The 22,965-nt window shown below is 64.4% G+C and carries 27 protein-coding genes and 1 riboswitch; of the genes, 12 read left to right on the top strand and 15 right to left on the bottom strand.

Annotation, left to right across the window (positions count from 1 at the left end; all coding sequences use genetic code 11):
* The first annotated feature begins 9 nt into the window (after positions 1-9).
* On the top strand, positions 10-1,092 hold the full coding sequence (locus EHH60_RS12100; RefSeq protein WP_124159687.1) for an extensin family protein: 1,083 nt from the start codon (positions 10-12) through the stop codon (positions 1,090-1,092).
* Between the two features lie 36 nt (positions 1,093-1,128).
* Here the strand turns inward: EHH60_RS12100 and EHH60_RS12095 are convergent, their stop codons facing one another.
* Positions 1,129-1,815 (bottom strand): L,D-transpeptidase, encoded by a 687-nt coding sequence (locus tag EHH60_RS12095; RefSeq protein WP_124159686.1) that lies wholly within the window; start codon positions 1,813-1,815, stop codon positions 1,129-1,131.
* A gap of 331 nt (positions 1,816-2,146) precedes the next feature.
* Between EHH60_RS12095 and EHH60_RS12090 the strand changes: the two genes are divergently transcribed.
* Both EHH60_RS12090 and EHH60_RS12085 read left to right on the top strand, forming a co-directional pair.
* Positions 2,147-3,124 carry a magnesium transporter CorA family protein gene (locus tag EHH60_RS12090; protein WP_124159685.1) on the top strand — a complete coding sequence of 326 codons (978 nt, stop codon included), beginning with the start codon at positions 2,147-2,149 and terminating at the stop codon, positions 3,122-3,124.
* 201 nt (positions 3,125-3,325) lie between these two features.
* Positions 3,326-3,544 (top strand): hypothetical protein, encoded by a 219-nt coding sequence (locus tag EHH60_RS12085; RefSeq protein WP_124159684.1) that lies wholly within the window; start codon positions 3,326-3,328, stop codon positions 3,542-3,544.
* Between the two features lie 207 nt (positions 3,545-3,751).
* Here EHH60_RS12085 and EHH60_RS12080 read toward each other — a convergent pair whose 3' ends face one another.
* Positions 3,752-4,504: an SDR family NAD(P)-dependent oxidoreductase gene (locus EHH60_RS12080; RefSeq protein WP_124159683.1), complete on the bottom strand. Its 753-nt coding sequence runs from the start codon at positions 4,502-4,504 to the stop codon at positions 3,752-3,754.
* Between the two features lie 50 nt (positions 4,505-4,554).
* Positions 4,555-5,196 (bottom strand): pyridoxamine 5'-phosphate oxidase, encoded by a 642-nt coding sequence (pdxH, locus tag EHH60_RS12075; protein WP_124159682.1) that lies wholly within the window; start codon positions 5,194-5,196, stop codon positions 4,555-4,557.
* Between the two features lie 113 nt (positions 5,197-5,309).
* On the opposite strand from pdxH, the gene EHH60_RS12070 reads away from it, so the two are divergent.
* Both EHH60_RS12070 and EHH60_RS12065 read left to right on the top strand, forming a co-directional pair.
* A complete protein-coding gene (locus EHH60_RS12070) occupies positions 5,310-5,717 on the top strand; it encodes an RT0821/Lpp0805 family surface protein (protein ID WP_199751417.1) in 408 nt (135 codons plus the stop codon).
* 165 nt (positions 5,718-5,882) lie between these two features.
* Positions 5,883-6,848 (top strand): DnaJ C-terminal domain-containing protein, encoded by a 966-nt coding sequence (locus EHH60_RS12065; protein ID WP_124159680.1) that lies wholly within the window; start codon positions 5,883-5,885, stop codon positions 6,846-6,848.
* 361 nt (positions 6,849-7,209) lie between these two features.
* Here EHH60_RS12065 and EHH60_RS12060 read toward each other — a convergent pair whose 3' ends face one another.
* Entirely contained in the window at positions 7,210-7,980 is a 771-nt protein-coding gene (locus tag EHH60_RS12060) for an anti-sigma factor family protein (protein WP_124159679.1), read from the bottom strand.
* Positions 7,981-8,085: 105 nt separating this feature from the next.
* A complete protein-coding gene (locus EHH60_RS12055) occupies positions 8,086-8,574 on the bottom strand; it encodes an RNA polymerase sigma factor (RefSeq protein WP_124159678.1) in 489 nt (162 codons plus the stop codon).
* A gap of 172 nt (positions 8,575-8,746) precedes the next feature.
* Here EHH60_RS12055 and fabI point away from each other — a divergent pair, with 172 nt between their 5' ends.
* The 4 genes from fabI to EHH60_RS12035 all read left to right on the top strand — a co-directional run bounded on the left by fabI (position 8,747) and on the right by EHH60_RS12035 (position 12,685).
* Positions 8,747-9,562 (top strand): enoyl-ACP reductase FabI, encoded by an 816-nt coding sequence (fabI, locus tag EHH60_RS12050; RefSeq protein ID WP_124159677.1) that lies wholly within the window; start codon positions 8,747-8,749, stop codon positions 9,560-9,562.
* Positions 9,563-9,575: 13 nt separating this feature from the next.
* A complete protein-coding gene (locus EHH60_RS12045) occupies positions 9,576-10,175 on the top strand; it encodes a histidine phosphatase family protein (RefSeq protein WP_124159676.1) in 600 nt (199 codons plus the stop codon).
* A gap of 141 nt (positions 10,176-10,316) precedes the next feature.
* Positions 10,317-11,405 (top strand): chorismate synthase, encoded by a 1,089-nt coding sequence (gene aroC / locus EHH60_RS12040; RefSeq protein WP_124159675.1) that lies wholly within the window; start codon positions 10,317-10,319, stop codon positions 11,403-11,405.
* 62 nt (positions 11,406-11,467) lie between these two features.
* Positions 11,468-12,685: an adenylate/guanylate cyclase domain-containing protein gene (locus tag EHH60_RS12035; RefSeq protein WP_124159674.1), complete on the top strand. Its 1,218-nt coding sequence runs from the start codon at positions 11,468-11,470 to the stop codon at positions 12,683-12,685.
* Here EHH60_RS12035 and clpS read toward each other — a convergent pair.
* Genes clpS through EHH60_RS12010 form a run of 5 tightly spaced genes read right to left on the bottom strand, consistent with a single transcriptional unit; the run spans position 12,663 to position 15,404 of the window.
* Entirely contained in the window at positions 12,663-12,968 is a 306-nt protein-coding gene (clpS, locus tag EHH60_RS12030) for an ATP-dependent Clp protease adapter ClpS (protein WP_124159673.1), read from the bottom strand. The two genes, EHH60_RS12035 and clpS, sit on opposite strands and share 23 nt — an antisense overlap.
* Before the next feature lie 45 nt (positions 12,969-13,013).
* Positions 13,014-13,355, bottom strand: a complete 342-nt coding sequence (locus tag EHH60_RS12025; protein WP_124159672.1) for a DUF190 domain-containing protein — start codon at positions 13,353-13,355, stop codon at positions 13,014-13,016.
* Between the two features lie 2 nt (positions 13,356-13,357).
* Positions 13,358-13,786, bottom strand: a complete 429-nt coding sequence (gene crcB / locus EHH60_RS12020; RefSeq protein WP_124159671.1) for a fluoride efflux transporter CrcB — start codon at positions 13,784-13,786, stop codon at positions 13,358-13,360.
* 6 nt (positions 13,787-13,792) lie between these two features.
* Positions 13,793-14,182 (bottom strand): fluoride efflux transporter CrcB, encoded by a 390-nt coding sequence (crcB, locus tag EHH60_RS12015; RefSeq protein WP_245454471.1) that lies wholly within the window; start codon positions 14,180-14,182, stop codon positions 13,793-13,795.
* Positions 14,183-14,198: 16 nt separating this feature from the next.
* Entirely contained in the window at positions 14,199-15,404 is a 1,206-nt protein-coding gene (locus EHH60_RS12010) for an MFS transporter (protein ID WP_199751431.1), read from the bottom strand.
* A gap of 122 nt (positions 15,405-15,526) precedes the next feature.
* Positions 15,527-15,604, bottom strand: a riboswitch (Fluoride riboswitch).
* 255 nt (positions 15,605-15,859) lie between these two features.
* On the opposite strand from EHH60_RS12010, the gene EHH60_RS12005 reads away from it, so the two are divergent.
* Both EHH60_RS12005 and EHH60_RS12000 read left to right on the top strand, forming a co-directional pair.
* Positions 15,860-16,729, top strand: coding sequence for a DUF1194 domain-containing protein (locus EHH60_RS12005; RefSeq protein ID WP_124159668.1), 870 nt, complete (start codon positions 15,860-15,862; stop codon positions 16,727-16,729).
* A gap of 163 nt (positions 16,730-16,892) precedes the next feature.
* Positions 16,893-17,528, top strand: coding sequence for a hypothetical protein (locus EHH60_RS12000; protein ID WP_199751415.1), 636 nt, complete (start codon positions 16,893-16,895; stop codon positions 17,526-17,528).
* A gap of 4 nt (positions 17,529-17,532) precedes the next feature.
* Here the strand turns inward: EHH60_RS12000 and EHH60_RS11995 are convergent, their stop codons facing one another.
* The gene (locus EHH60_RS11995) at positions 17,533-18,363 is read right to left on the bottom strand and encodes a nucleotidyltransferase domain-containing protein (protein ID WP_245454470.1); all 831 of its coding nucleotides are present in this window, start codon (positions 18,361-18,363) and stop codon (positions 17,533-17,535) included.
* Between the two features lie 127 nt (positions 18,364-18,490).
* Here EHH60_RS11995 and EHH60_RS11990 point away from each other — a divergent pair, with 127 nt between their 5' ends.
* On the top strand, positions 18,491-19,090 hold the full coding sequence (locus EHH60_RS11990; protein WP_124159666.1) for a hypothetical protein: 600 nt from the start codon (positions 18,491-18,493) through the stop codon (positions 19,088-19,090).
* Here EHH60_RS11990 and EHH60_RS11985 read toward each other — a convergent pair.
* The 4 genes from EHH60_RS11985 to EHH60_RS11970 all read right to left on the bottom strand — a co-directional run bounded on the left by EHH60_RS11985 (position 19,087) and on the right by EHH60_RS11970 (position 22,832).
* A complete protein-coding gene (locus EHH60_RS11985; RefSeq protein ID WP_245454469.1) occupies positions 19,087-20,013 on the bottom strand; it encodes an Acg family FMN-binding oxidoreductase in 927 nt (308 codons plus the stop codon). The two genes, EHH60_RS11990 and EHH60_RS11985, sit on opposite strands and share 4 nt — an antisense overlap.
* Positions 20,014-20,275: 262 nt before the next feature.
* Complete coding sequence (locus tag EHH60_RS11980; RefSeq protein WP_124159664.1) at positions 20,276-21,523, bottom strand: class I SAM-dependent RNA methyltransferase; 1,248 nt, start codon at positions 21,521-21,523, stop codon at positions 20,276-20,278.
* Complete coding sequence (locus EHH60_RS11975; RefSeq protein WP_124159663.1) at positions 21,516-22,250, bottom strand: TlyA family RNA methyltransferase; 735 nt, start codon at positions 22,248-22,250, stop codon at positions 21,516-21,518. The genes EHH60_RS11980 and EHH60_RS11975 overlap by 8 nt, the downstream gene beginning before the upstream one ends.
* A gap of 27 nt (positions 22,251-22,277) precedes the next feature.
* Positions 22,278-22,832 (bottom strand): nucleoside 2-deoxyribosyltransferase, encoded by a 555-nt coding sequence (locus tag EHH60_RS11970; protein WP_124159662.1) that lies wholly within the window; start codon positions 22,830-22,832, stop codon positions 22,278-22,280.
* Between the last annotated feature and the right edge of the window lie 133 nt (positions 22,833-22,965).

Genomic DNA, 22,965 nt, shown 5'->3' with positions numbered 1-22,965 from the left:
AGACTTGTCATGACTTTTAGCGTGCTGGACTTTCGCCGCAAATGGTCTTGTCGCGGCTATATGTCCGTCGGCGCGGCAATGGTTACCGCCGCGCTCGGGCTGTTGCTTGTGCCCCCCGAGAGGGCAGAGGCGCGAAAACATGGTGCGCCGATGGACATCTTTGGCTTTGTCGCACCACGGCCGCGTGCGGTGGTTCATTCCGTCAAGATCCCCTTACCGAGACCCCGTCCCGAGGAGGCGCCGAAAGCTTCTGACGAGGCTCCGCCGGAGGCCGCGGGAAAGCCGTCTTCCGATCAGCCGAGCGCCGGAAAACCTGCCGAGGCTGCGCCGCCACCCGAGAAACAGGCCTCAGCCTGCCGCCTCGCACTGACGGAGGACATCGCGATCGCGCCCTCGATCCCGGACATCCGCGGCCCCGGCGCCTGCGGCGGCGAGGATCTGGTGCGGCTGGAAGCGGTCGTGCTGCCGGACAAGCGCAAGGTAACGGTCAAGCCGGCGGCCATCCTTCGCTGCACCATGGCCTCGGCGATCGCCGATTGGCTGCGCAAGGACATGGTGCCGGTGGCCACCAGCCTCGGCTCGCCCATCAGCGACCTCGATAATTTCGATTCCTTCGAGTGCCGCGGCCGCAACCGCGTCGCTGGCGCACTGCTGTCCGAGCACGGCAAGGCCAATGCCATCGACATCCGCGCCATCAAGCTCGCCAATGGGCAGTCGATCGGCCTCACCGACCGCACCCTGTCGCGCGACGTTCGGGAGCGTGTACTGCACTCGGTCTGCGCGCGCTTTTCCACCGTGCTCGGTCCTGGCTCGGACTGGTACCATGAGGATCACGTTCATCTCGACCTGGCGCAGCGGCGCAACGACTACCGCATCTGCCAGTGGAACGTCTGGGATCCGCTGCCGCAGATCGCCCCGCTATTGCCGGCGGAGCGCCCCGAGGAGGCGCCGCCACGCGAGGTCGCTGCCAAGCCAGAGGCGAAGGAAGGTGCTGACAACGAGCCGGCGGAGAAATCGTCTTCACCTGAAGAGAAATCGCTTCCTGCCAAGAAGCCTCAATCGTCCAAGCAGGTAACAAAAAAGCGCCGGTAAAACCGGCGCCTTTTGTTGTCCAGAGGTCGGAGGCGATCAGTAGCTGGCCGCCTGGCCGGTTTGGCTGTTGCCGAGCGCCAGTCGCGAATTGTACGGCGAGTCGCCGTGCTTGGGCTCGAGCACCACGACCAGGGTGCCAACCTTGACGCGATCATAGAGATCGATCGCGTCCTCGTTGGTCAGGCGGATGCAGCCCGACGAGATCGAGGCGCCGATATATTCCGGCTGGTTGGTGCCGTGGATGCGGAACAGCGTGTCCTTGCCGCCTGAATAGAGGTACAGCGCGCGGGAGCCCATCGGATTGTCCGGGCCGGGGGCGACATAGGTCGGCACGCCCAGACGCGAAATTTCGCCGGGGGTGGGGTGCCAGGCCGGCCACTCGGTCTTGCTGCCCACCTTGGCGATGCCCGACCAGGCCATGGCCTCTTCGCCAACGGTGATGCCGTAGCGGATCGCCTTGCCGCCATCGAGCACGTAATAGAGGTAATGGTTGTCGGAATCGACCACGATCGAGCCCGGCGATTCCTTGCGGTGGTATTCGACGATGGCGCGGCGGAACGGCTCTGCGACCGGGGTGTTCTCGTATCTGACCTTGGCGAGGAGTTCCTTGTCCTTCGGCTTGAAGGCCTTGGTGTCGGTCGCCTCATAGTGAGTGGCCTGCATGCAGCCCGACAGCATCAGGCCGGCGGCCAAAATCCCCAACATAACTTTCAGCGACGACATGGTTTGGTTCCAATCAAAACAATACCGTGCGGAAGGCTTGAGCTTGACGCCCAAGTTCCTCGACTCCGTTAATCTCATTATCGTTGAAATCTGCCACAATTCCAGCTCTGAAGGGCTTTTCCCGCGCTACGAGAGCCCAGCTGTGGCTTTTCTGCCGCAAAATTTGCGGTGTTGTGCGGGTTTTTCGGCTGGATACGCCGAACTGTCGATTCCGTGTCACAGTTGAGCCTCGGATCGCCACAAGTCCAAACGCTCCGTTAATGTTGTTGTCATCGTGAACCTGCCAGAATCGCGCTAAGGGCTGGCTGTCGCAGGATCTCTGGAGCTTTTCATGTTTTCGGTATTTGTTCCCTCGGAGTCCGCCCTCAAGAAGGCTGTCATCGAGGATCTTGCGGCCGTGCCGGAGAACGCGGTCTGGATCGACCTGGTCAATCCGACCGCGGCTGAGGACAAGGCGGTGGAGCGGCTCGCGGGCATCGCGATCCCGACCCGGGAAGACATGCAGGAGATCGAGATCTCCAGCCGCCTCTACATGGAGAACGGCGCGCGTTACATGACTGCGACGCTGATGTGCCACTCCGATACCGACATGCCCAGGACCACGGCGGTGACGTTCATCCTCGGCGACCACCGCCTGGTGACGGTGCGGTACGACCTGCCGAAGCCGTTCGCCCTGGTCGAGGCCAAGCTCTCCCGCTCCTGCACGCCTTCGATCACCGGCGAGATGGTGCTGATGGAGCTGCTGGACGCGGTGATCGACCGCTGCGCGGACATTCTGGAGCGATGCGGCGCCGAGATCGACCAGGTCTCGCATGACATCTTCGAGCCCGAGAGCGAGCGCCATGGGCAGGCAAAAAGGTACTCCCAGATCCTGATCTCGATCGGCCGCAAAGGCGATTTGACCTCGAAGGTTCGCGAGAGTCTGGTGTCGATCGGTCGCGTCGTGACGTTCCTGTCCGCGGTGGTCGAGGGCGTGAAATGGTCGAAGGACATGCGCGAGCAGCTCAAGACCATGCAGCGCGACGTCGCCTCGCTGACCGACCACGCCTCCTATCTTTCCAACAAGATCACCTTCGTGCTCGACGCCATGCTCGGCGTCGTCAATCTCGAGCAGAACAACATCATCAAGTTGTTCTCGGTGATGGCCGTCGTTCTGATGCCGCCGACGCTGATCGCCTCGGTTTACGGCATGAACTTCAAGGTGATGCCGGAACTCGAATGGGTGCACGGCTATCCGATGGCGCTGGTGATGATGCTGATCGCCGCGGTCGTCCCGTACTGGATCTTCAAATGGAAGAAGTGGCTGTAGGAGTCTCGAGCAAAAATCCCTACCGAGACCTTTCGCCGCTCGCAGAGACACGGTGGATCGTGTCGCAGAATAGATCGGGATTGAGGCGGCGCGGTGATGTCCGCGTTGTGCCGCAATTCCTCCGGTAAAATTTGAGCGGTGGGCTGAACGTTTGCGCGAAACTTGTCTGCGATAAGCAGTGCGTAGCCGCGAGGAACAGCCATGGTTGAAAAACACATAACGTCGCCCCGCAACGTCATCGATCTGGCGAACTATCGTCAGGTCGTGGCGAGCGGCAAGGCGCCGTCGATGTCGGCACGCATGTGCCGGCACTGTGGTGCTCCGCTGCTCGATGGTGAGAACGACGACGACTGCTCGACTGCATTCAGCACGGCCGCTCCGCGGCCGCGCGAGAGGTCGCGTCGGATTCGACTCGATTGAGGAACGGAAGGTAAGGGCGATCCAGGCCTTGCGGCGGCGTTGTCTGGATCGCCTGACTTCCGGCCCAAGCTACGGCGAAATCAGCTGATCAATTCATCCGTCATTCCGGGTCGTCCGCAGGACCGAACCCGGAATTTCGAGATTCTCGTATGCGCAAGGGCGCATCGGAGTTCGGTGCTTCGCATCGCCCCGGAATGACGCTCACCGCTAAACGTGCTGGCCGCCGTTGATGTGGATTTCGGCGCCGTTGACGTAAGAGCTGGTGTCCGTGCACAGCACGTAGATGATTTTTGCCACTTCGTCGGGCGTGCCGAGGCGGTGCATCGGGATCTGCTGCTCGACGATCTTCTCGGTGCCTGGCGACAGGATCGAGGTGTCGATCTCGCCCGGGGCGATTGCGTTGACGCGCACGCCGACGCGGCCGAAGTCGGAGGCCATCTCGCGCGTCAGCGAGGCGAGCGCCGCCTTCGAGGTGGCGTAGGCGGCGCCCGCGAAGGGGTGCACGCGCGAGCCCGCGATCGAGGTGACGTTGACGACCGAGCCCCTGGCCGCCTTCAATTCCTCGATCAGCCCGCGTGCGATCATGATCGGCGCGAAGAAGTTGACATGGAAGACATGCGTCCAGGTGTCGAGGTCGGTGTCGACGGAGCCGAGTCGGGAGCCGCCCGGGCCCTTCGGCGAGATCGCGGCGTTGTTGACCAGAGCATGCAGCGTGCCGCCCTCGAGCCGGTTGCGGATTTCGGAGATCGCGCGCGCAGTGTCCTGGGGATTGCCAAGGTCGACCTGGATGTGGTCCTCGGGCCCCGCGTCCCACGGGCAGTCCTCCGGGAAGGGATGCCGCGAGCAGGTGATGACGCGCCATCCCGCCGAGGAAAAGCGGATCACGGTGGCGTGGCCGATGCCGCGGCTTGCTCCGGTCAGGAGCAGCGTACGACGCGGCGCGTTGGACGAATGCGGCATGGACATCTTTCAGGTCGGCCCAAAGCTCGAAGCAAGGTTCAACATGGGGATCAAGGGTACATCCGCGTCTTGGACCATTTCTGGTCGGCGGCGTCACGGCGAAATTCGATACGGTCGTGCAGACGGAAGGGGCGGTCGTGCCAGAATTCGATGCGCAGCGGCGTGATGCGCCAGCCGCTCCAGCCCGGCGGACGCGGCACTTCGCCGATGACATATCTGGCTGCGACCTTGGCGATGGCCTGCTCGAAGGCGAAGCGGCTCTCCAGCTCCTGCGACTGCTTGCTCGCCCAGGCACCGATCTGGGCCTGCTTGGGGCGGGTGGCGAAATAGGCGTCGGCCTCGGTGTCGGTCACCGGCGTCACGTTGCCGCGGATGCGGACCTGACGGCGCAGCGACTTCCAGTGAAAGAGTAACGCTGCCTTAGGATTTGCGGCGAGTTCGCGGCCCTTCTGGCTGGCGATGTGGCTGTAGAAGACGAAACCTTCGGTATCGAAGCCCTTCATCAGCACCATGCGGACGTCAGGCAGCCCGTCAGGGTCGACGGTTGCGAGCGCCATGGCATTCGGATCGTTCGGCTCGCTCTTGGTCGCCTCGTTCAGCCAGGCCTCGAACAGCGCAAATGGCTCGTCGGCGGCGGTGAAATCACCGGATGTTAAGGATGTCTGGTGTTTCATCGAGGTCGTGTCGGTCATGTCTGGAGTCCGAGTTGCGTCCCGCGGCCCAAAATGCGTCCTTGTCCGCTACCGCCCTATATAGGGCATGGGAACGCGTTGGCCTATCGGCGATCCGGCCCTCCGGCCTCGTCATGACGATGATTCTGATCGGGCTCGGCGCCGGCGGCTGCAGCTTCTCCCGCAACGACACGAATGCCTACGTTAAAACTGACGACAGCGATCTCACCGGCTCGATCGCGGGGCCGGCGAGAGACGCGGCGCCGACCGAGACCGATCTCGCCTTCGCGCGCAATGCCGCCTCCGACGTGCTCAGCAAGGGCGACAAGGATTCCAGCCAGCACTGGGAGAATCCCGAGACCGGGGCGCGCGGCTCGGTGACGCCGATCGCCCAGTCCTATGCCGCCGAGGACGGACGCAGATGCCGCGACTTCCTGGCGAGCTACGTCAACGGCAGCACCGAAAGCTGGCTGCAGGGCGCCGGTTGCCAAAGCAGCCGTGGCCGTTGGCAGATTCATACGCTAAAGCCGTGGCGGAGCTGAGCATGATCCGGAAAAGTGGGAGCCGGTTTTCCGACAAGATCATGCTCCAAACGTAGAGCTTCAGCGCGCTCCTAGTTGCAAAAATGCCACTCTCTTCCCACATGATCCGCAGGTGGGGCCGGGGAGCCCTTTGAACAATTCGATTTCTTGAAGGAGACGTGACGAATGCGCGACCCCTATGAGGTCTTGGGGGTGCCGCGGGGCGCCAGCGCTGCCGCGATCAAGAGCGCCTATCGCAAGCTGGCCAAGAAGCACCATCCGGACAGCAACAAGGGTGATCCGAAGGCTGCCGAGCGCTTCGCCGAGATCAACTCGGCCAACGAGATCCTCGGCGACGAGGACAAGCGCAAGCAGTTTGACCGCGGCGAGATTGATGCCGAGGGCAAGCCGCGCTTCCAGGGTTTTCCTGGCGGCGGGGGGCCGCGCGGCCGCGCGGGACCCGGCGGGTTCGAAAGCTATACGTTCCGGAGCGGCGGTGCGGGTGGCGGCCCGGGCGGCGGCGCGTTCGAGGATATCCTCAACAGCATGTTCGGCGGCGGGGTGCGCGGCGCCCGGCCTGGGGCCGGCGGCGGCGCCCAGTTCGAATTCGATACCGGCGGCATTGGGCTCGATCTCGATGTGAATGTCGCCATGTCCGTCTCGCTGGAAGAGTCGGCCAAGGGTGGCGAGAAGCGCGTCCGGCTGCCGACGGGCAAGGAGCTCAACGTCAAGATTCCGGCCGGCGTCACCGAGGGCCAGCAGATTCGGCTCCGGGGGCAGGGCGAGAGCGCGCAGGGCCATCCGCCCGGCGATCTCCTGATCACCATCAACATCGCGCCGCACCCGTTCTTCAAGGTCGAGGGCGCCGACCTCAGGATCGACCTGCCGGTGACGCTGTATGAGGCGGTCCTCGGCGGTAAGGTGCGCGTGCCCACCCTGGGCAATGCCGTGGAGCTTTCGGTTCCGAAGAACACCTCCAGCGGCCGGACGTTCCGCCTCAAGGGCAAGGGCTTGTCGAAAGCTGGTGGAACCGGAGATCTCTTCGTCACCATCAGGATTATGCTACCGGACGGGAACGACGCCGAGCTCGAAGCATTGATGGAGAAGTGGCGGGACCACCACCCCTACAATCCGCGGAGCGGGCTCGGCTAGGGCGCTATCCGAGGCCACCTCGGCGATCAGAGCATTCTCTTCTCGAAAGGATGATGCTCAACTTGCGCCTGAAGCGCATCGCACGTCGATGCTGACTTCAAGACGTGTCGGCTGTCCAGCGGGCAGCCGAGAATAAGGTGCGGCCTCGAGAGGGGGACCAGCGCGGTACCAAAAGCCCCAATCGAGGCCGCCCGCGTCGATCGGCGGATCGAACGCTGCTCATTTTCGCGTGACCATCCGGTGCGATAATGAGACGCGCCGATGTCTTGATTCCAAATTTTCAATGTCGGAATCGAGGCATGCGTCTCGAAGCACGCCCAAGAAGCACGCCCAAGGCGTGGCTTCGGCCATCGCGCTGCTGTCAGGTGCCGTTCTTCTCTGCCTGGTCGTACACGGCCTGCGCCACCTTGGTCAGCCGCTCGCGATCACCGCCGCCGCTGACGACGTAGCCGACGCCGCGTTCGGCCCAGAACAGCGCTCCGTCCTTGTCCGTTCTGGCGTAGCGCATCTGCGTCGCACCATTGTCGGTCCTGGTGGCGTAGATCGTGTACCGCTCACCCGAAGCGCCCTCATACATCAGGAACGACGCCGGACCGTTCGGCCCGGGCAGAAGCCGGCCGCCGACGAGCTTCAGACCGCTCGCCTCCAGGTTCGGAGCGAACACCGTCCAGCCGCAGCGCCGGGTCAGCCAGGCCTGAAGATGGTCACGCTCGTTGCCGCCGACTTCGACGGGATGGCGGACCTCGACGACATAGAGGCGGTGGGCATCGAGCGCGTCCGCCGTAAGGCTCTGGAACGTGGAGGGCGCATTGGCGGCGCCATGTGCCACCCAGCCGGCCGTGCCGCCGGCGACGAAGGCCACCAACGCCGCCGCGGCGGCGCCATAGAGCCATTGCCGCGGGCGGCGTTCCAGCCGCTCCAGCTCAAGCCGCGCCGGCACCGGCTCCTGTGCGACGGAATCGTAGCGGGCGTGCAGCATCTCGGCCATGGTCCGCCAGGATTGAACCCGCTCGGCATCGTCAGGGTGGGCGGCGAGCCAGGCCTCGACGTCGGCGCGACGTTCGGCCGGCAGCTCGCCGTCGACATAGGCGTGCAGCTCGTCTTCGGTGATTGGAATGTTGCGGTCGTTCATATCGGTCGTCTCTGGCTCTGCGGCCCAAAAAATCGTTTGTGGCTCAACTTCGCTCGCGCCCTCGGCAGGTTGCGGGCGCACGATGTGAGATGCATCACGCTGTCCTCATTTCACCCGCCTGAGCGCCGGGCGCTCACCTTCCAGCGAGGCTTTCACGTGGGCCCTTGCGCGTGCCAGGCGCGACATCACGGTGCCGATCGGCACGCCCTGGATGTCGGCGACCTCGCGATAGCTCATGCCTTCCAGCATCACCAGGAGCAGCACCGAACGCTGTTCCTCGACGAGGGTGGCCAGTGCCCGCTCGATGTCACGTCCTTCGGCCTCTGTCCCGCTGGCATCCGGGTTGTTCTCTGTCAGCGGCATGAATTGCGGCCGCCTTGCCAGTGAGCGTCGCCGGTTCTTGTTGAGGTTGGTCAGGATCGTATAGAGCCAGCTCCTGACATCGCCTCCGAGAAACAGGCGTTCCGAACGCAGCGCGCGCACCAATGTATCCTGCACCAGATCGTCGGCCGCATCGGCATCGCGCGTGAGCCCGCGGGCGTAGCGGCGCAGCGCCGGGATCATGACTTCCACACTCTGCCGAAACGCGTTCATTGTGATCTTGAAGTCCCAACGTTCGGCGCGAGCGCCTATAGCGATCATAACACCCGAGCGGAACGGCTATTCCGGCACTCGAAACAGCGTTAACGCCGCGTATTAGGGCTGTACCGCAGGGGAGGGCTGGTGTACCTCCAGACCTCAACGAGAGTTCGACGGGACGGTCAAAATGGCGCAGAATTCAGGTCTGATGCAAGGCAAGCGCGGGGTGATCCTCGGCGTCGCCAACAACCGCTCGATCGCCTGGGGCATCGCCAAGGCATGCCACGCGGCCGGTGCTGAGCTCGCCTTCACCTATCAGGGCGATGCGCTGAAGAAGCGCGTCGAGCCGCTTGCCGCCGAGATCGGTGGGCTCGTGCTCGGCCATTGCGACGTGACGGATGCCGCGACCATCGACGCCGCCTTTGCCGTGCTGAAGGAGAAGTGGGGCAAGATCGACTTTCTGGTGCACGCGATCGCCTATGGCGAGCAGCTCGACGGCCGCTACGTCGACACCACGCAGGAGAATTTCTCGAAGTCGATGCTGATCTCCTGTTACTCTTTCACGGCCGTGGCGCAGCGCGCCGAGAAGCTGATGACGGATGGCGGCTCGCTGATCACGCTCAGCTATTACGGCGCCGAGAAGTGGATGCCGCACTACAACGTCATGGGCGTGGCGAAGGCGGCGCTGGAGGCCAGCGTGCGCTATCTCGCCGCCGATCTCGGCGAGAAGAACATCCGCGTCAACGCCATCTCGGCAGGTCCGATCAAGACGCTCGCCGCGTCCGGCATCGGCGACTTCCGCTATATACTGAAGTGGAACGAATACAACGCGCCGATGCGGCGCAACGTCTCCACCGAGGACGTCGGCAACAGCGCGCTGTATTTCCTCTCCGACCTCTCGCGCGGCGTCACCGGCGAGGTGCATCATGTCGATTCCGGCTATCACGTGCTCGGCATGAAGCGGCCCGACGCGCCGGACATCTCGCTGGGTGGGAAGGACTAGCCTCGAATCTGGAATGGCCGTGCCCACGATCTACTTCCTGCGCCATGGCGAGACCGAATGGAACGCGCTCGGCCGGCTCCAGGGCACCAAGGACGTCCCGCTGAACGCCCGCGGCCGCGGTCAGGCCGTGCACGCTGCCGGCGTTCTGGCCGATCTGTTCAAGCGTGAGAGCAAGGACAAGGCGGCGCTGCCTTACGTATCGAGCCCGCTCGGCCGCGCGCGCCAAACCATGGAACTCGCGCGCGCCAAGCTCGAATTGCCTCTTTCGGACTATTCGCTCGACGATCGCCTGCGCGAGATCGGCTACGGCACCTGGGAAGGTCTGACGCTTGCCGAGAGCGAGGCTTCCGATCCCGACGTCTATGCGAGGCGTCTCGCCGACAAATGGACGGTCGCGCCCGCAGGTGGCGAGACCTACGCGGCGGTGCAGCTGCGCATGCTGGACTGGTACGAGTCGCTCCTGGTCGACACCGTCGCGGTTGCCCATGGTGGCACCTGCAGGGCACTGATGGTGGCCCTAGGCATCGAGACCCCTGCCAGCGCAGCCGAACTCTTTATCGAGCAGGGCGCCGTCTACATGTTCCGCGACGGGCGGCTGGAGAAGTTTAGCTAGGCCTGAGTTCTTCGTCATTCCGGGTTCGCCCTCCGGGCGCCCCGGAATGACGGGAACGGGGTTGAACGCCATGCCCCTCAGGGCTACGAACGTTGACAAACAACGTTTATGTAAAACGTCAACGCTAGGCGGCAGTTCGGCATGTCCTTCAACACCTTCGGCCACATGTTCCGCGTCACCACCTTCGGCGAGAGCCACGGGGTGGCGATCGGCTGCGTGGTCGACGGCTGTCCGCCCATGATCCCGCTCACCGAGGCCGACATCCAGAAGGACCTCGACCGCCGCCGGCCCGGACAGTCGCGCTTCACCACCCAGCGCCAGGAGGCGGATCAGGTGAAAATCCTGTCCGGCGTGATGGCGCATCCGGAAACCGGCGCGCAGGTGACGACGGGCACGCCGATCGGGCTCCTGATCGAGAACACCGACCAGCGCTCCAAGGACTATTCCGAGATCAAAGACAAGTTTCGTCCGGGCCATGCCGACTTCACGTATGAAGCCAAATACGGCCTGCGCGACTATCGCGGCGGCGGTCGCTCCTCCGCACGCGAGACCGCGATGCGCGTTGCCGCCGGCGCGATCGCGCGAAAAGTCCTGCCCGACGTGAAGGTGCGCGGCGCGCTGGTGCAGATCGGCCCGTACAAGATCGATCGCGGCAAGTGGGACTGGGACGAGGTCGCCAGGAATCCGTTCTTCTGTCCCGACAAGGACAAGGCCGCATTCTTCGAGACCTATCTCGACGGCATCCGCAAGAGCGGATCCTCCATCGGCGCGGTGATCGAGGTCGTCGCCGAAGGCGTGCCGGCGGGGCTAGGCGCGCCGATCTACGCCAAGCTCGACTCCGATCTCGCGGCCGCGATGATGAGCATCAACGCGGTGAAGGGCGTCGAGATCGGTGCCGGCTTTGGCGCGGCAGAGCTCACCGGCGAGGAGAACGCGGACGAGATGCGCACCGGCAATGACGGCACGCGCTTCCTGTCCAACCATGCCGGCGGTGTGCTGGGCGGCATCTCCACCGGACAGCCAGTGGTGGTTCGCTTCGCGGTGAAGCCGACCTCGTCGATCCTGCAGCCGCGTCTCACCGTTGATCGGCAAGGCGCCGAGACCGAGATCTTCACCAAGGGCCGCCATGACCCCTGCGTCGGCATCCGTGCCGTCCCGGTCGGGGAGGCCATGATGGCTTGCGTGCTGGCGGATCACTTCCTGCGCGACCGCGGGCAGGTCGGGCGTTGATGTCGCGGTACTAGCCCACCGCGCAGCTTGACGGGCCATCGACTTCGTCCGCAAATGCGGCCATGAACAGCTCTGAGCTTCAGCACATCTGCAACTGGCTGATCGACGGCGTTTGGGCGGCTCAAGAGCCGGCCGTAGGGATTGCCGATTTCTGCGAACGTCTGGTCGCGGCCGGCCTGCCGCTGTGGCGGTTCGGCATCTTCATCCGTACGCTGCATCCCGAAGTTTTCGGCCGCAACTTCATCTGGCGGCAGGGCGAGGGAGTCGAAATCGGCAGCGTCGATTTCGAGATCCTGGACACGCCCGAATTTGCCCGCAGTCCGCTCCGAGTCGTGTTCGAGCAGGGCATCGAGGTGAGGGGACGCGCAAGCGATCCCGACAGCAAGCGGTTTCCGTTCCTCGACGACATGCGAGCCGAGGGCGCGACCGACTATGTCGCGGTGCCGGTGCCGTTTCTCGACGGCTCCATCCACGCGACGAGCTGGATCACGCAGCAGCCCGGCGGCTTCAGCGACGACGACATCGCGGCGATTCGTTCCCTCGTGACGCCGCTCGCGCGCATCAGCGAGATCATCAGTCTGCGCCGCACCGCCGAGATGCTGCTCGATACCTATGTCGGCAATCGTGCCGGCGCGCGCATCCTCGGCGGCCAGATCCGCCGTGGCCACAACGACACCATGCAGGCCGCGATCTGGCTGTCGGACCTGCGCGGCTTCACCGCGCTGTCGGACCGGCTGCCGCCCGAGACGGTGGTCCAGATCCTCAATCACTATTTCGACTGCCAGGTCACGGCGATCCGAGGCCATGGCGGCGAGGTGCTGAAGTTCATGGGTGACGGCCTGCTCGCGGTGTTCCCGATCGACGAATATGTCGGCGATGCCGCTCATGTCTGCGCGCACGTGCTGGAGGCGGCGCGCGAATCCCGTGCCAGCGTCGAGGCGCTGGCGTTTCCGGTCGGCGAGGCCGTCGAGCGCTTCCGCTTCGGCGTCGCGCTGCATGTCGGCAACATCCTCTACGGCAATATCGGCGGCGGCAACCGGCTCGACTTCACCTGCATCGGCCCGGCCGTCAACCTCGCCGCGCGGCTGGAGAAGATCACGGGCCGCCTGGCGCGCACCGTCGTCGCCTCGGAAGCTTTCGCCAATGTCTGCCAACACGATTGGCAGAATATCGGCGAATTCCCGATTGCGGGATTTTCCAAGGCGCAACGCGTGTACGGGCTCGCCGAAGAAGCGCACGTGCAGGCCGGCCGAACCGCTATTCCTCCGGCTCCGTCGTGAACAGCAGCGGGTAGCCCTTGGCGCGGCCGGCGTCGGTGGCGCGCGTGGCCTTGGTCTCAGCGACGTCCCTGGTGAACACGGCCACCACGCAGGCGCCCAGCTTGTGAGCGGTGATCATCACCTTGTAAGCCTGATCCTCGGTCATGCGGAATTCGGCCTTCAGCACCAGGGTGACGAACTCGCGCGGCGTGTAGTCGTCGTTGATCAGGATGACCTTGTGCAGCTTCGGCCGCTCGACCTTGGTCCTGGTCCGGGTTTTCGGCTTGGTGACAGTGTCGTTCATTCCGCCTCCTGGACACGGCGGGCTTTGGGTTCCCTGCCCGAGTGATCAGCTCGTGGCCTTCGCACCATATTGCAGGACCTGCACCTTCTCCAAGGTGATCAGCCCGCTCGACATCATGCCATCGAGGATGGGCAGGAATGCATTGATGTTGTCCTCGCTGTCGACGATCTCGATCAGCAGCGGCAGGTCTTCCGACAGCCGCAGGATCTTCGAGGTGTGCAGCCGGCTCGACTTGCCGAAGCCCATCGGTCCGCGCAACACCGTGGCGCCGGCCAGGTGTCGCTCGCGCGCCGTCATCACGATCGCTTCATAGAGCGGCTTGCCGTTGAAATGGTCGCTCTCGCCGATGAAGATCCGGAGCGAAACTGCCTGATTGGGGATTTGCATGTTCAGCTCCTTGTCAGCCGATTGTAGCGGCTCGCCATCATATGCCCTGCCCATACCGATACCAGCCAGCAGATGACGGACGCCGCGACATAGGCGAGCGCCGTGTACTTCATGCCGCCGTGGAGCAGGCGGAAGGTCTCCAGGCTGAAGGCCGAGAAGGTGGTGTAGCCGCCGCAAAACCCGGTCATGACGAATTGCCGGTGCTCGGGCAGCGCCAGCACGCGGCCGTCGGGGCCGGTCAGCGTCGCGTAGAAGCCGATGATCAGGGAGCCCGTCGCATTGATGAACAGCGTCGCGACAGGAAAGCCCGGCCCGGTGTCGAGCGCGATTCCGACCAGATAGCGCGTCAGACCGCCGACGATGCTGCCAGCGGCAACCCAGGCGTAGAGCATCGCGCTACGCCAGCGATCGGCGGAGGACGGAGCGTTCATTCGCCTCTACCCTCCAAAGCTGTCGGCGACGAGGAAGCCGCAGCTGACGGCAGCGAGGCCCAGCCCGACCGAGAATGCGACATTGCCGAGCGCCGAGAGCGGCTCGCCGCTCCGCGCGAGTGTCAGCGTTTGCAGGCTGAACGAGGACACGGTGGTATAGCAGCCGAGAAACCCGGTCACCGCGAACAGCCAGGGATTGGGTGAGGCGAAGACAGAGCCCGGATGGGTCGCCAGCGCGCCCAAAACGCCGATGAGGAAGGCGCCCGAGACGTTGATGGTCATGGTGCCCCACGGAAACGTCTCGCCCAGCCGCCGCGCGATCGCGCCGGAGACAAAATAGCGCGCGCAGCCGCCCAGGGCACTGCCGATCACGATCGCAAGCACTCCGCTCAGCACGATCAACCGCCTCCCATCATCGGTTGTCCTTCGCCGCCAGCCCGTTGCCGACCGTGAGCAATCCCACGAGCGACACCAGCGCGAAGCCAAGCCCTGCGAGGAACGTGCCTTCAGGACCAAATGCGTCCCAAAGCGCGCCGGCGATCACGCTCGCGGCCAGCAAGGCAAGCCCGGTGAACAGGTTGAAATAGCCGAATGCGGTGCCGCGCAGGCTCGGGGGGGCTGCGTCGGCGACGAGGGCCGAGAGCAGTCCTTGCGTCAATCCCATATGCAGCCCCCACAGCGCGACCCCGAGCGCGAGGCCAGCCAGATTCGGCAGCAGCGCCAGCGCGAGGTCGGCGCTGGCGAGGAAGACCAGACCGAGTGCGAGCAGGCCGGTCCTGTTGATCCGGTCCGACAGCACGCCGGCCGGATAGGCCGACAGGGCATAGACGATGTTCATCAGCACCAGCACCGCCGGCACCCACATCGCGTTGAGTCCGATGTTCTGTGCGCGCAGGATCAGGAAGGCCTCACTGAAGCGCGCGAGCGTGAAGACGATGCCGACCGCGACGACGCGCCAGTACACCGTTCCGAGTTGTCGCATCGCGGCCAGATTGAGCGGATTCTTCGCAGGCTCCCGGCTCGGGTCCGGCTGTGGCTCGTTCACGGCGAAGGCGATCAGTCCAAACGACAAGAACGCCGGCAGCACCGCCACCCAGAACACGATCGTAAAATTGTCCGCCGTCCACCACATCAGGCCGATCGCCGCGAGCGGCCCGACGAAGGCGCCGATGGTGTCGAGCGACTGCCGCAGGCCAAAGCTCGCGCCGCGCAGGCCGACCGGGGCGATATCGGCAATCAGCGCATCGCGCGGCGCACCGCGAATGCCCTTGCCGACGCGGTCGATGAAGCGCGCGGCCACCAGCCATCCGACGCTGGGCGCGAGCGGAAACAGCGGCTTGGTGAAGGCGGCCAACCCATAGCCGAGCGCGGCGAGCAGCTTGCGGCGGCCGAGCCAGTCCGACAGCGCGCCGGAGAAGATCTTGGTGATCGAGGCGGTGGCCTCCGCAATGCCCTCGATGAAACCGACGGTGAGCGTGGAGGCGCCGAGCACGGTGACGAGATAGATCGGCAGCAGCGCATGGATCATCTCGGAAGAGATGTCCATCAGCATCGAAACGAATCCGAGCACCCAGATTCCTCTGGGCAGCGGCGTGCGCGCAGTATTCGGTGTCGGCATCGTCACGTCTTCGTCTTCTCCTGGCGCTTGCCGGCGAGCCTTCGTCACAAGGCAACAAAAAACCCGCCATCGGCGGGTATGTCCATGCTCCCGCCAAAGGCAGAGGCCTTGAGATTGCCTCTCCTCGAGCAGGAGTCATCAGCCCACCACGGTCATCGACCGCCGGGCGGTTCTCGGGGGACTCCATCCCCATCTGTTCGACCAACCTAGCATGGAAATCGGGCCGGACAAGTGGGCGGGGCGCTCTGTCCCGCGCCTCGTTGTTTTCGGTTCTCGCATCGCGCGCCCCAGGCTGCGCGGGATCGGCCGTGTTTCTGCGGCGCGGCCGCGGCAACACGGCGGCGGTTTCGCGCCGGCACGCAAATGCCTAACTCGAATGTGAAGCGCAAGCGATCTTCGGCCTTTGCGGCAAGGCAATTGCATGTCACCATCGCGTCATACGACGGGAGACCGCGATGCGTTTGCTGTTCTCGATCGGGGCTGTGCTGGTGGCCGGCATGTTTGCCGGAGGGGACGTCGCGGGCATCGCGGCACCAGGACCCAAATTCGAAGCGCCGAAGAGTCGATCGCAATCGCAGCGGCTTGCCGCCGACAAGGACGCGCAGACGGTCGATGTCGAGCTGATCCTCGCGGTCGACGTGTCCTACTCCATGGACATTGACGAACTCGCGGTCCAGCGCGAGGGCTATGCGCAGGCGATCCAGTCGAAGGAGTTTCTGCAGGCGCTGAAGTTGGGCCCCAATGGCCGGATCGCGGTGACCTATTTCGAGTGGGCTGCCTCCAGCGACCAGAAGATCATCATCCCCTGGCGCCTGGTCGACGGACCGGAGACGGCGGACGCGGTCGCCGCCGAGATCATGAAAACGCCGATCCGGCGCGCCTCGCGGACCTCGATCTCCGGTGCAATCGCGTTCGCGATGCCGCTGTTCGACGAGGATCCCTATCGGGGCTTGCGCCGCGTCATCGACATTTCCGGCGACGGTCCCAACAACAATGGCGGTCCGGTCACGATCGCGCGCGATGCCGCCCTGGAGAAGGGCATCGTCATCAATGGCCTGCCGATCATGGTCAAGGAGCCGTCCTACTCGACCATGGATATCGACAATCTCGATTTATACTATGAGGACTGCGTCATCGGAGGTCCCGGCTCCTTCGTCATCACGATCAAGGACCGCGACAAGTTCAAGGAAGCGATCCGCACCAAGCTGCTGATGGAAGTCGCCGGCCGCACGCCGGAGCGCTTCGTGATGCGCGTTGCCGACAAGGAACCGCGCGTCAACTGCCTGATTGGCGAGAAGATCTGGTCCGACCGCTGGGGACGTTAACGCCTCCGCCGAGACCTTTTGCCCATCCCAACCAGCAGTTGTGTTAACTGCTCGTTAACTGGTGCAGGGCCCTAATCAGACTGTTTCCTTCTGTTTCCAGTCAGCATCCCGACATTGCTGGAACGAACGAAAGCGGGTTGTCCAACCTGCCTTTGAGCAAACCATGGCCATCGTCACCTCGAGCACTAACCAGATTTCGCCCGCGAACGAGCGGATGTATCGCCAGAGTGCTCTGGTTGGTGACTGGAAGGGCAATTGGGTGGGCAACAACCAGCCCGTCGGTTTCAAGGTCGTGAACATCCGCGGTGCCCGGGCGCAGGTCGAGTACACGCATAACGGTCGCACCGAGCGCGGCTTTGGCGAGGTCAAGGGCACGCTCATCACCTTTGGCGGAGTCACGGTCGGCACCAAGGACGGGAAGAGTATGGTGCTGCTGTTCTCAGTGGGCGGCGCTGGCAAGCAGACCGCGAATCTCGAGAAGCAGGCGCCGCCGGCCTCCGACAGCCGCCTCATGGGAAGCTGGGGCGGCTATTCCAGCGACAACGGCAAGAGCGCGAGCTTCAAGGTGCTCTCCGTCAACGGCAAGGAAGCCCAGGTCAGCGTCACCACCGACGGCATCACCCGCCAGGGCACCGGCATCGTCTACAAGAACGTCATCATGTTCGGACAGACGCAGATCGCGACCGACGACGGCAAGAACGGGAAGGTCATCTACCAGGTCGGCACGAAATCATTCGTGGTGCCGGTGACGAAATATCCCCCGGCGGATTCGTCGTCGTCCGTCGACAAGACGGTATAGCCGTTCACAGCGGCGTCCCGCCGGATCGCATCACCGCCTTCAATTGGCAATTGACCTGCCGCAGGACCGCGCAGGCCTGCGCCAAACCGCCATCTCCGATCAGCCGCCAGATTTCGTCGGACTGTTCCACCAGATGGGGAATCGTGAGGGGCAAGCCGGCCGCCTCGATGAGTGCGCCCTTTTCGTTGATGAGATATCGACGGTTGAGTGCAAACAGCACCTGCGCGATGCACGAGAGTGCTCTGTAGACGCAGCCCGCGACGTGGGTCCGCTCGTTGCGAGCTGTCGCCAGTTCCGCATTGTCGATGCTGAACAGGATTTCCCATTGAAAGCGCCGCAACAAGGCGCGGCCCAGATCCTCCGGATAGGGGAGCGCGATTGTCTTGAGCCGCGCGATCAGGCCTTTCGGATCGTGCAGAGGCTGACAATATGCGATCTCGCCCATCCAGATTGCCGAGCAGAAGCCGTGTGGATGGCCGGGCTGGTAGGCCATGAGGACCGTACCGTTTCGGCAGTCCATCATGACTCGCTCGACATCGTCGGCGTGACGGTAGAGCAGATCGACCTTTTGTCTCTCGACCGACAGCCATGCGCCGCCGACGATCCATGGCCCCCATTCGCCATATCTCGTTACGGTCGCAGCGCCGGGATCGTCGGCGATGTCCTTCGCGGCGGTCAGGAGCCGATCCGTATCGAGCGCGCCTGCACCAGAGCAATACAGGCCGATGTCGTAGTCGGACGAGGGATGCGCGCTGCCCCGCGCGCGTGAGCCGCCGAGCACGACGGCCTGAACGCCCGGTACCTCGGCAAGAACGGATGTCAGGCGGGCGAGCAACGGATCGTGCGGCATCAGGTGCAGTTCCCTCGGGAGGCCTGCAGCCGTGACACCCGGCGCCGTCGCTCCACTGGCATTGATGATGTTCGAGGAGTATAATTTGCAGGGATTGTTGACGGTAATCTGAATGTTCAAACCTGCACTTTCATGTGCTCTTGCAGCTCTCGCACTGCTCTGCCTCGGCGGAGAGCCGGTTCATGCGCAGGTCTCGCCGCTGAGATATTGGATTCCCGGCGGACCTTTCGGCCTCGGTGGTGGTGCCGGCCAGAGCTCCGACACCTACGGCAACTTCGCGAGCTTCAATGCCGGCGATGCTGATTGGCGCAACAGCTCTGCGAACGGATTCTTCGTCGGCAGCCAGCACGGCAATCTTGGTTTGAGCGGCTTCAGTCAGGCGGGCTCGGTCGGCAAGTTCAGCGCGCTCTCTTATGACAGCACGCAGTTCGGCTATAACGTCAAGACCGCGGGTGGCATGCCCGTCACGTTCTTCGCCGGATTCAACACGTTGAAGTACGGCAACGGTATCGGCAGCTCGCTTGCGCCGCTCACCTCCAGCACTGCGCCCGGCTTTGGCGGGTTTGCGGGTGTCGAATTCAAGCCGACCTCCAACCTCAGCCTGTCGTTCGGGGTCGGCTATACCCAGCAGCAATCGGGCCGCATGGACAGCGACATCAACTCGTCGATGCTGCCCGGCGAGTCGCCTGTGCTGGGCGGTCTTCAGCGTTAGGACTGCATCACCAGCTCCGGCGGACGCCGCAGCGATCTCGGCAGATCTGGACCGGTTCCGAAGCGCATCACGATATCGGGACGCCGTTCGCCGAGGCCGAGTGAGGCCCCGAATTGCTGCCGCAGCGCCGCTACCTCGACCGGCTGGTTGATGAAGGAATATTTGAGCCCCAGCGCGGTCGCCTGCAAACCGAAACGCTGGCAGGCGCGGCCGACCGCGATCCAGTGCGACTTGTCGCTGCGATCGGCAGCGAGCACGACGACGCCCGCAGAGCTCTCGAGCTCTTCACGGTATTTCTTGTTCTCGCCGCCCTCGGTGAAGAAGAGTTTCAGAAGCGGCCGCGCCACCCATGAGGGCAGCGAGGGGTTTCCAGACGCTGGCGAGAACAATCCATCCATGGTCGCGACTGCCTCCGCCTCGTTGAAGCGAATCCAGCTGACGAGCTCGCGCATGAAGGCCTTGTCGTGCATTTGCGCCGAATTGCCTTCGAGTACGTAGTCGGTGACCCCAGCGATCGCGGCGCGTTCGGTCATCAGGATCGCAGCGACGTTCGGTTCGCGACAGGCATCCTCGAGCCGACGCAATGTCTCCGGTGCGGCCGGCCTGCCGTCGAACGCAGCGCGGGTGCATTGCCTGAGCGGAATCGCGGCCGCCAATGCCGATGTGTCCTGCGGGCCTTCCTCGAGCGTGATCACGATGCGATCGCCGTCGACGGCCGCATCGGCGTGCCAACCCAGCGTGGACGCGGCGAGGATGAGGTTTTCGGCGGCACAGCCGAGGCTGACGAAGAGATGATGATCGTCCGGATCGACGGCCGGACAGCGGCGCGTGAGGTCAGGCGCGATCGCGATGACATTGCCGCGAACCGAGAAGATCCACGGTTGGGTGTTGTGGCTGTTGGCCGCGAGAGTGGCAAAGCGCACGAGCTCGCGATCCCTCGGCGCAGCTTGCAGCGGAGCCCGTGACGACTTTACCGCTTCGTCATAGGTTTTCGCCGCGGCTGCGGCAGAAGGGCCCGCGACGGCCGTCGCGGAAAGCCCGAGCGCAGTCGCTATGAATTGTCGTCGGTCAATCACGAACGTCCGCTCCGCGTTCAATTGCACAGGACGCTTTTAGACTAGCGTCAGCGAACGGCAGAGCGCTTGACTGGTGTCAAGATTGCCCGCTCGATTGGGAGTTCGCAGCCTATCGCGCGAACCGCGCCACCAGCTCCACATGCGGCGTGTGGCGGAACTGATCGACCGGCACCACCGCCTCCAGCCGATAGCCGCCGTCGATCAGCAGCCGCGCGTCGCGGGCGAAGGTCGCGGCGTTGCAGGACACCGCGATCACGACGGGTACCTTGCTCGCGGCGAGCTTGAGCGCCTGAGCCTGCGCGCCCTGGCGCGGCGGGTCGAACACCACCGCGTCGAAGTCGCGCAGCTCCGGCGGCACCAGGGGGCGGCGGAACAGATCGCGCGGCTCGCACCTGATCGGCTTCAGGCCCGGTGTGCGCGCAGCCTTCGCAAGAGCCGCGACGGCGCCGGCGTCGCTGTCATAGGCCGTGATGCGGGCCTTCTCGGCAAGCCGCAGGGCGAACGGGCCGACACCGCAGAAGAGATCGGCGACCTCCTTGGCCTTGCCGATGCGCTCGGCGACCAATTTGGCGAGCGCTTCTTCGCCCGCCACCGTCGCCTGCAGGAACGAGCCGGGCGGCAGCGTCACCTCGGCGCGACCCATCGTCACCGTCGGCGGCAGGCGTTGCAGCACCAGCTCGCCATGCCGCGTCAGCCGCGCCAGGCGGTGTTGCTCGGCGACGCGGGACAGCGCCGTGACCAGCGGTGTCGGCAGCGGGCCGGAGCCGCGCACGTCGATATCGAGGCCGTTTGCGGTGGCGGTGACCTGGATGTCCAATGGCTTGGTCACCGGCATCTTCGACGTCAGCGGCTCGGCCAGCGCCCAGGCAGCGTCGAGCGCCCCCTCGAGCGCGGGATCGAGGATCGGGCAGCGATGGATCGGGATGACGTCGTGTGAGCTCGCAGCCGAGAAGCCGACCTTGAGGATGTCATGCGTGCCAAACCGGCCGTGCAGCGTGATGCGCCTGCGACCGGCACCGTGGGCGTCGACCAGCGGCGCCACCTCGCAATCAATGCCGGCCTGCGCCAGCGTTTCCACCACGATATTGCGTTTCCAGGCGCGATACGATTCAGCCGCCCAATGCTGGATGGCGCAGCCGCCACAGACGCCGAAATGCGGACAGAATGGCTCGACGCGTTCGGGACTTGCGACCTCAACCGCGAGCAGCTTGCGGCGGTCGGGATGATGGCCCGGGACGTGATCGACCTCAACGGTCTCGCCGCCGAGCGTATAGGGCACATAGATTGCTTCGCCGGCGTCGTGGCAGACGCCGTCACCGCGATGGCCGACATGGTCGATCTTGAGGCGCTCAACCACGGCGGGCCCCGAGGAAGAATTCGATATTGCCGTCGCCGCCCGTGATCGGCGAGGGGAATATCTCGATGTCGGTGCAGCCGAGCGACGCGGCAAAGGCTGCGATGTCGTCGCAGATCTCCCGGTGAACGGCGGTGTCGCGGATGATCCCCTTCTTGTTGTGCTTCCGATCCGCCTCGAATTGCGGCTTGATCAGCGCCAGCAGGCTCATCGACGCGGCCGCCAGCGACAGCGCCACCGGCAGCACCGCCTTCAGCGAAATGAAGCTGACGTCGATCACGACGACATCGGGCCGCGCCGGCAGTCGCTTGCCCTCATAGCTGCGAATGTCGGTCTCCTCCATCGACACGATCCTGGGATGATCGCGCAGCGAGCCGTGCAACTGGCTGCTGCCGACATCGATCGCGAACACCAGGCTCGCACCGTTCGCCAGCAGCACCTCGGTGAAGCCTCCTGTGGAGGCGCCGACGTCGAGGCAGACGTGGTCCTCGATTTCGATTGGATAGCGCTCCAGCGCGCCGGCGAGCTTGACGCCGCCGCGGGAGACGTAGGGATGCGCAGGCTCGGCCTGGATCACCGCATCCTCGGCGATCGTCTCCGATGGCTTTGAAACCTGCTTGTCGTCGGCCGTGACGAGCCCGGCTTCGATGGCCGCGCGTGCCCGCGCCCGGCTCTCGAACAAGCCGCGCTCGACCAGCAGGACATCCGCGCGCTTGCGGGGAGGGGACATCGGATCTCCGAACGACGACTGAAGAGCTTATGTAGCGATCAATCGCGCGGCCGCCATCCGGACGCAAGTCTCGAACGCGGCGAGATCGTGCCAGACGTCGATCGGCATCGTGGCCGGTGTTACCAGCGGACAGCCGTGCAGCTCCAGCGCATGGATCATCATGAGGTTGTCGACGAGGCCAAAGTCCTCGACTATCAGCCCCTGTGCATCGATCAGCTGTCCGTCCTCGGACGTCACGGCCATGAAGCGGCCGACGCGGTCGGAATAGACGGCGCCGTCGTTGGAATAGGCGAGGCAGAATTTGTGGCGCCCGGCCATGTAGCCGAGCTCGTAGACGGTACCGGGATCGGCGCCGGCGCCCCGGAACGGCGTGAGATTGGCAATGATGGCGTCGGCCGCCTCCATCATCGCCTCGTTGCCGCAAAAGATCTGGCGTGAAACGTCGGGCGCGGAAAGGTCGATCTCATTGTCGAGGGGATAGAGGCCGGTGAGCCCGTGCGCCGCGCAGATCGCGACCTTCTGCCGGCCGATCTCGACCGCGTCCGGCAGGAACACGTCAGGGCCTGCCAGGTAGATTTTCATGACGTGAAGCCGAAGGATTTTGAACCGAAGTGTGCGCCACGGTGGGAGCTACGCTCCCTCCCCCGCCTGCGGGGCAGGGTTGGGGAGAGCATGTCTCCGCAAGCGAGAACCCCCAAGAGGCGAAAGCCCTCAC

It is taken from the genome of Bradyrhizobium sp. RP6, from assembly GCF_003837805.1.
GTDB lineage: Bacteria > Pseudomonadota > Alphaproteobacteria > Rhizobiales > Xanthobacteraceae > Bradyrhizobium.
This window is presented reverse-complemented; position numbering and strand designations above follow the sequence as displayed.

Bases quoted from the DNA above. Each gene is read 5' to 3' on its own strand.
- EHH60_RS12100 (WP_124159687.1), top strand. From the start codon at position 10: ATGACTTTTAGCGTGCTGGACTTTCGCCGCAAATGGTCTTGTCGCGGC.
- EHH60_RS12095 (WP_124159686.1), bottom strand. From the start codon at position 1,815: ATGTCGTCGCTGAAAGTTATGTTGGGGATTTTGGCCGCCGGCCTGATG.
- EHH60_RS12090 (WP_124159685.1), top strand. From the start codon at position 2,147: ATGTTTTCGGTATTTGTTCCCTCGGAGTCCGCCCTCAAGAAGGCTGTC.
- EHH60_RS12085 (WP_124159684.1), top strand. From the start codon at position 3,326: ATGGTTGAAAAACACATAACGTCGCCCCGCAACGTCATCGATCTGGCG.
- EHH60_RS12080 (WP_124159683.1), bottom strand. From the start codon at position 4,504: ATGCCGCATTCGTCCAACGCGCCGCGTCGTACGCTGCTCCTGACCGGA.
- pdxH (WP_124159682.1), bottom strand. From the start codon at position 5,196: ATGACCGACACGACCTCGATGAAACACCAGACATCCTTAACATCCGGT.
- EHH60_RS12070 (WP_199751417.1), top strand. From the start codon at position 5,310: ATGACGATGATTCTGATCGGGCTCGGCGCCGGCGGCTGCAGCTTCTCC.
- EHH60_RS12065 (WP_124159680.1), top strand. From the start codon at position 5,883: ATGCGCGACCCCTATGAGGTCTTGGGGGTGCCGCGGGGCGCCAGCGCT.
- EHH60_RS12060 (WP_124159679.1), bottom strand. From the start codon at position 7,980: ATGAACGACCGCAACATTCCAATCACCGAAGACGAGCTGCACGCCTAT.
- EHH60_RS12055 (WP_124159678.1), bottom strand. From the start codon at position 8,574: ATGAACGCGTTTCGGCAGAGTGTGGAAGTCATGATCCCGGCGCTGCGC.
- fabI (WP_124159677.1), top strand. From the start codon at position 8,747: ATGGCGCAGAATTCAGGTCTGATGCAAGGCAAGCGCGGGGTGATCCTC.
- EHH60_RS12045 (WP_124159676.1), top strand. From the start codon at position 9,576: ATGGCCGTGCCCACGATCTACTTCCTGCGCCATGGCGAGACCGAATGG.
- aroC (WP_124159675.1), top strand. From the start codon at position 10,317: ATGTCCTTCAACACCTTCGGCCACATGTTCCGCGTCACCACCTTCGGC.
- EHH60_RS12035 (WP_124159674.1), top strand. From the start codon at position 11,468: ATGAACAGCTCTGAGCTTCAGCACATCTGCAACTGGCTGATCGACGGC.
- clpS (WP_124159673.1), bottom strand. From the start codon at position 12,968: ATGAACGACACTGTCACCAAGCCGAAAACCCGGACCAGGACCAAGGTC.
- EHH60_RS12025 (WP_124159672.1), bottom strand. From the start codon at position 13,355: ATGCAAATCCCCAATCAGGCAGTTTCGCTCCGGATCTTCATCGGCGAG.
- crcB (WP_124159671.1), bottom strand. From the start codon at position 13,786: ATGAACGCTCCGTCCTCCGCCGATCGCTGGCGTAGCGCGATGCTCTAC.
- EHH60_RS12010 (WP_199751431.1), bottom strand. From the start codon at position 15,404: ATGCCGACACCGAATACTGCGCGCACGCCGCTGCCCAGAGGAATCTGG.
- EHH60_RS12005 (WP_124159668.1), top strand. From the start codon at position 15,860: ATGCGTTTGCTGTTCTCGATCGGGGCTGTGCTGGTGGCCGGCATGTTT.
- EHH60_RS12000 (WP_199751415.1), top strand. From the start codon at position 16,893: ATGGCCATCGTCACCTCGAGCACTAACCAGATTTCGCCCGCGAACGAG.
- EHH60_RS11990 (WP_124159666.1), top strand. From the start codon at position 18,491: ATGTTCAAACCTGCACTTTCATGTGCTCTTGCAGCTCTCGCACTGCTC.
- EHH60_RS11975 (WP_124159663.1), bottom strand. From the start codon at position 22,250: ATGTCCCCTCCCCGCAAGCGCGCGGATGTCCTGCTGGTCGAGCGCGGC.
- EHH60_RS11970 (WP_124159662.1), bottom strand. From the start codon at position 22,832: ATGAAAATCTACCTGGCAGGCCCTGACGTGTTCCTGCCGGACGCGGTC.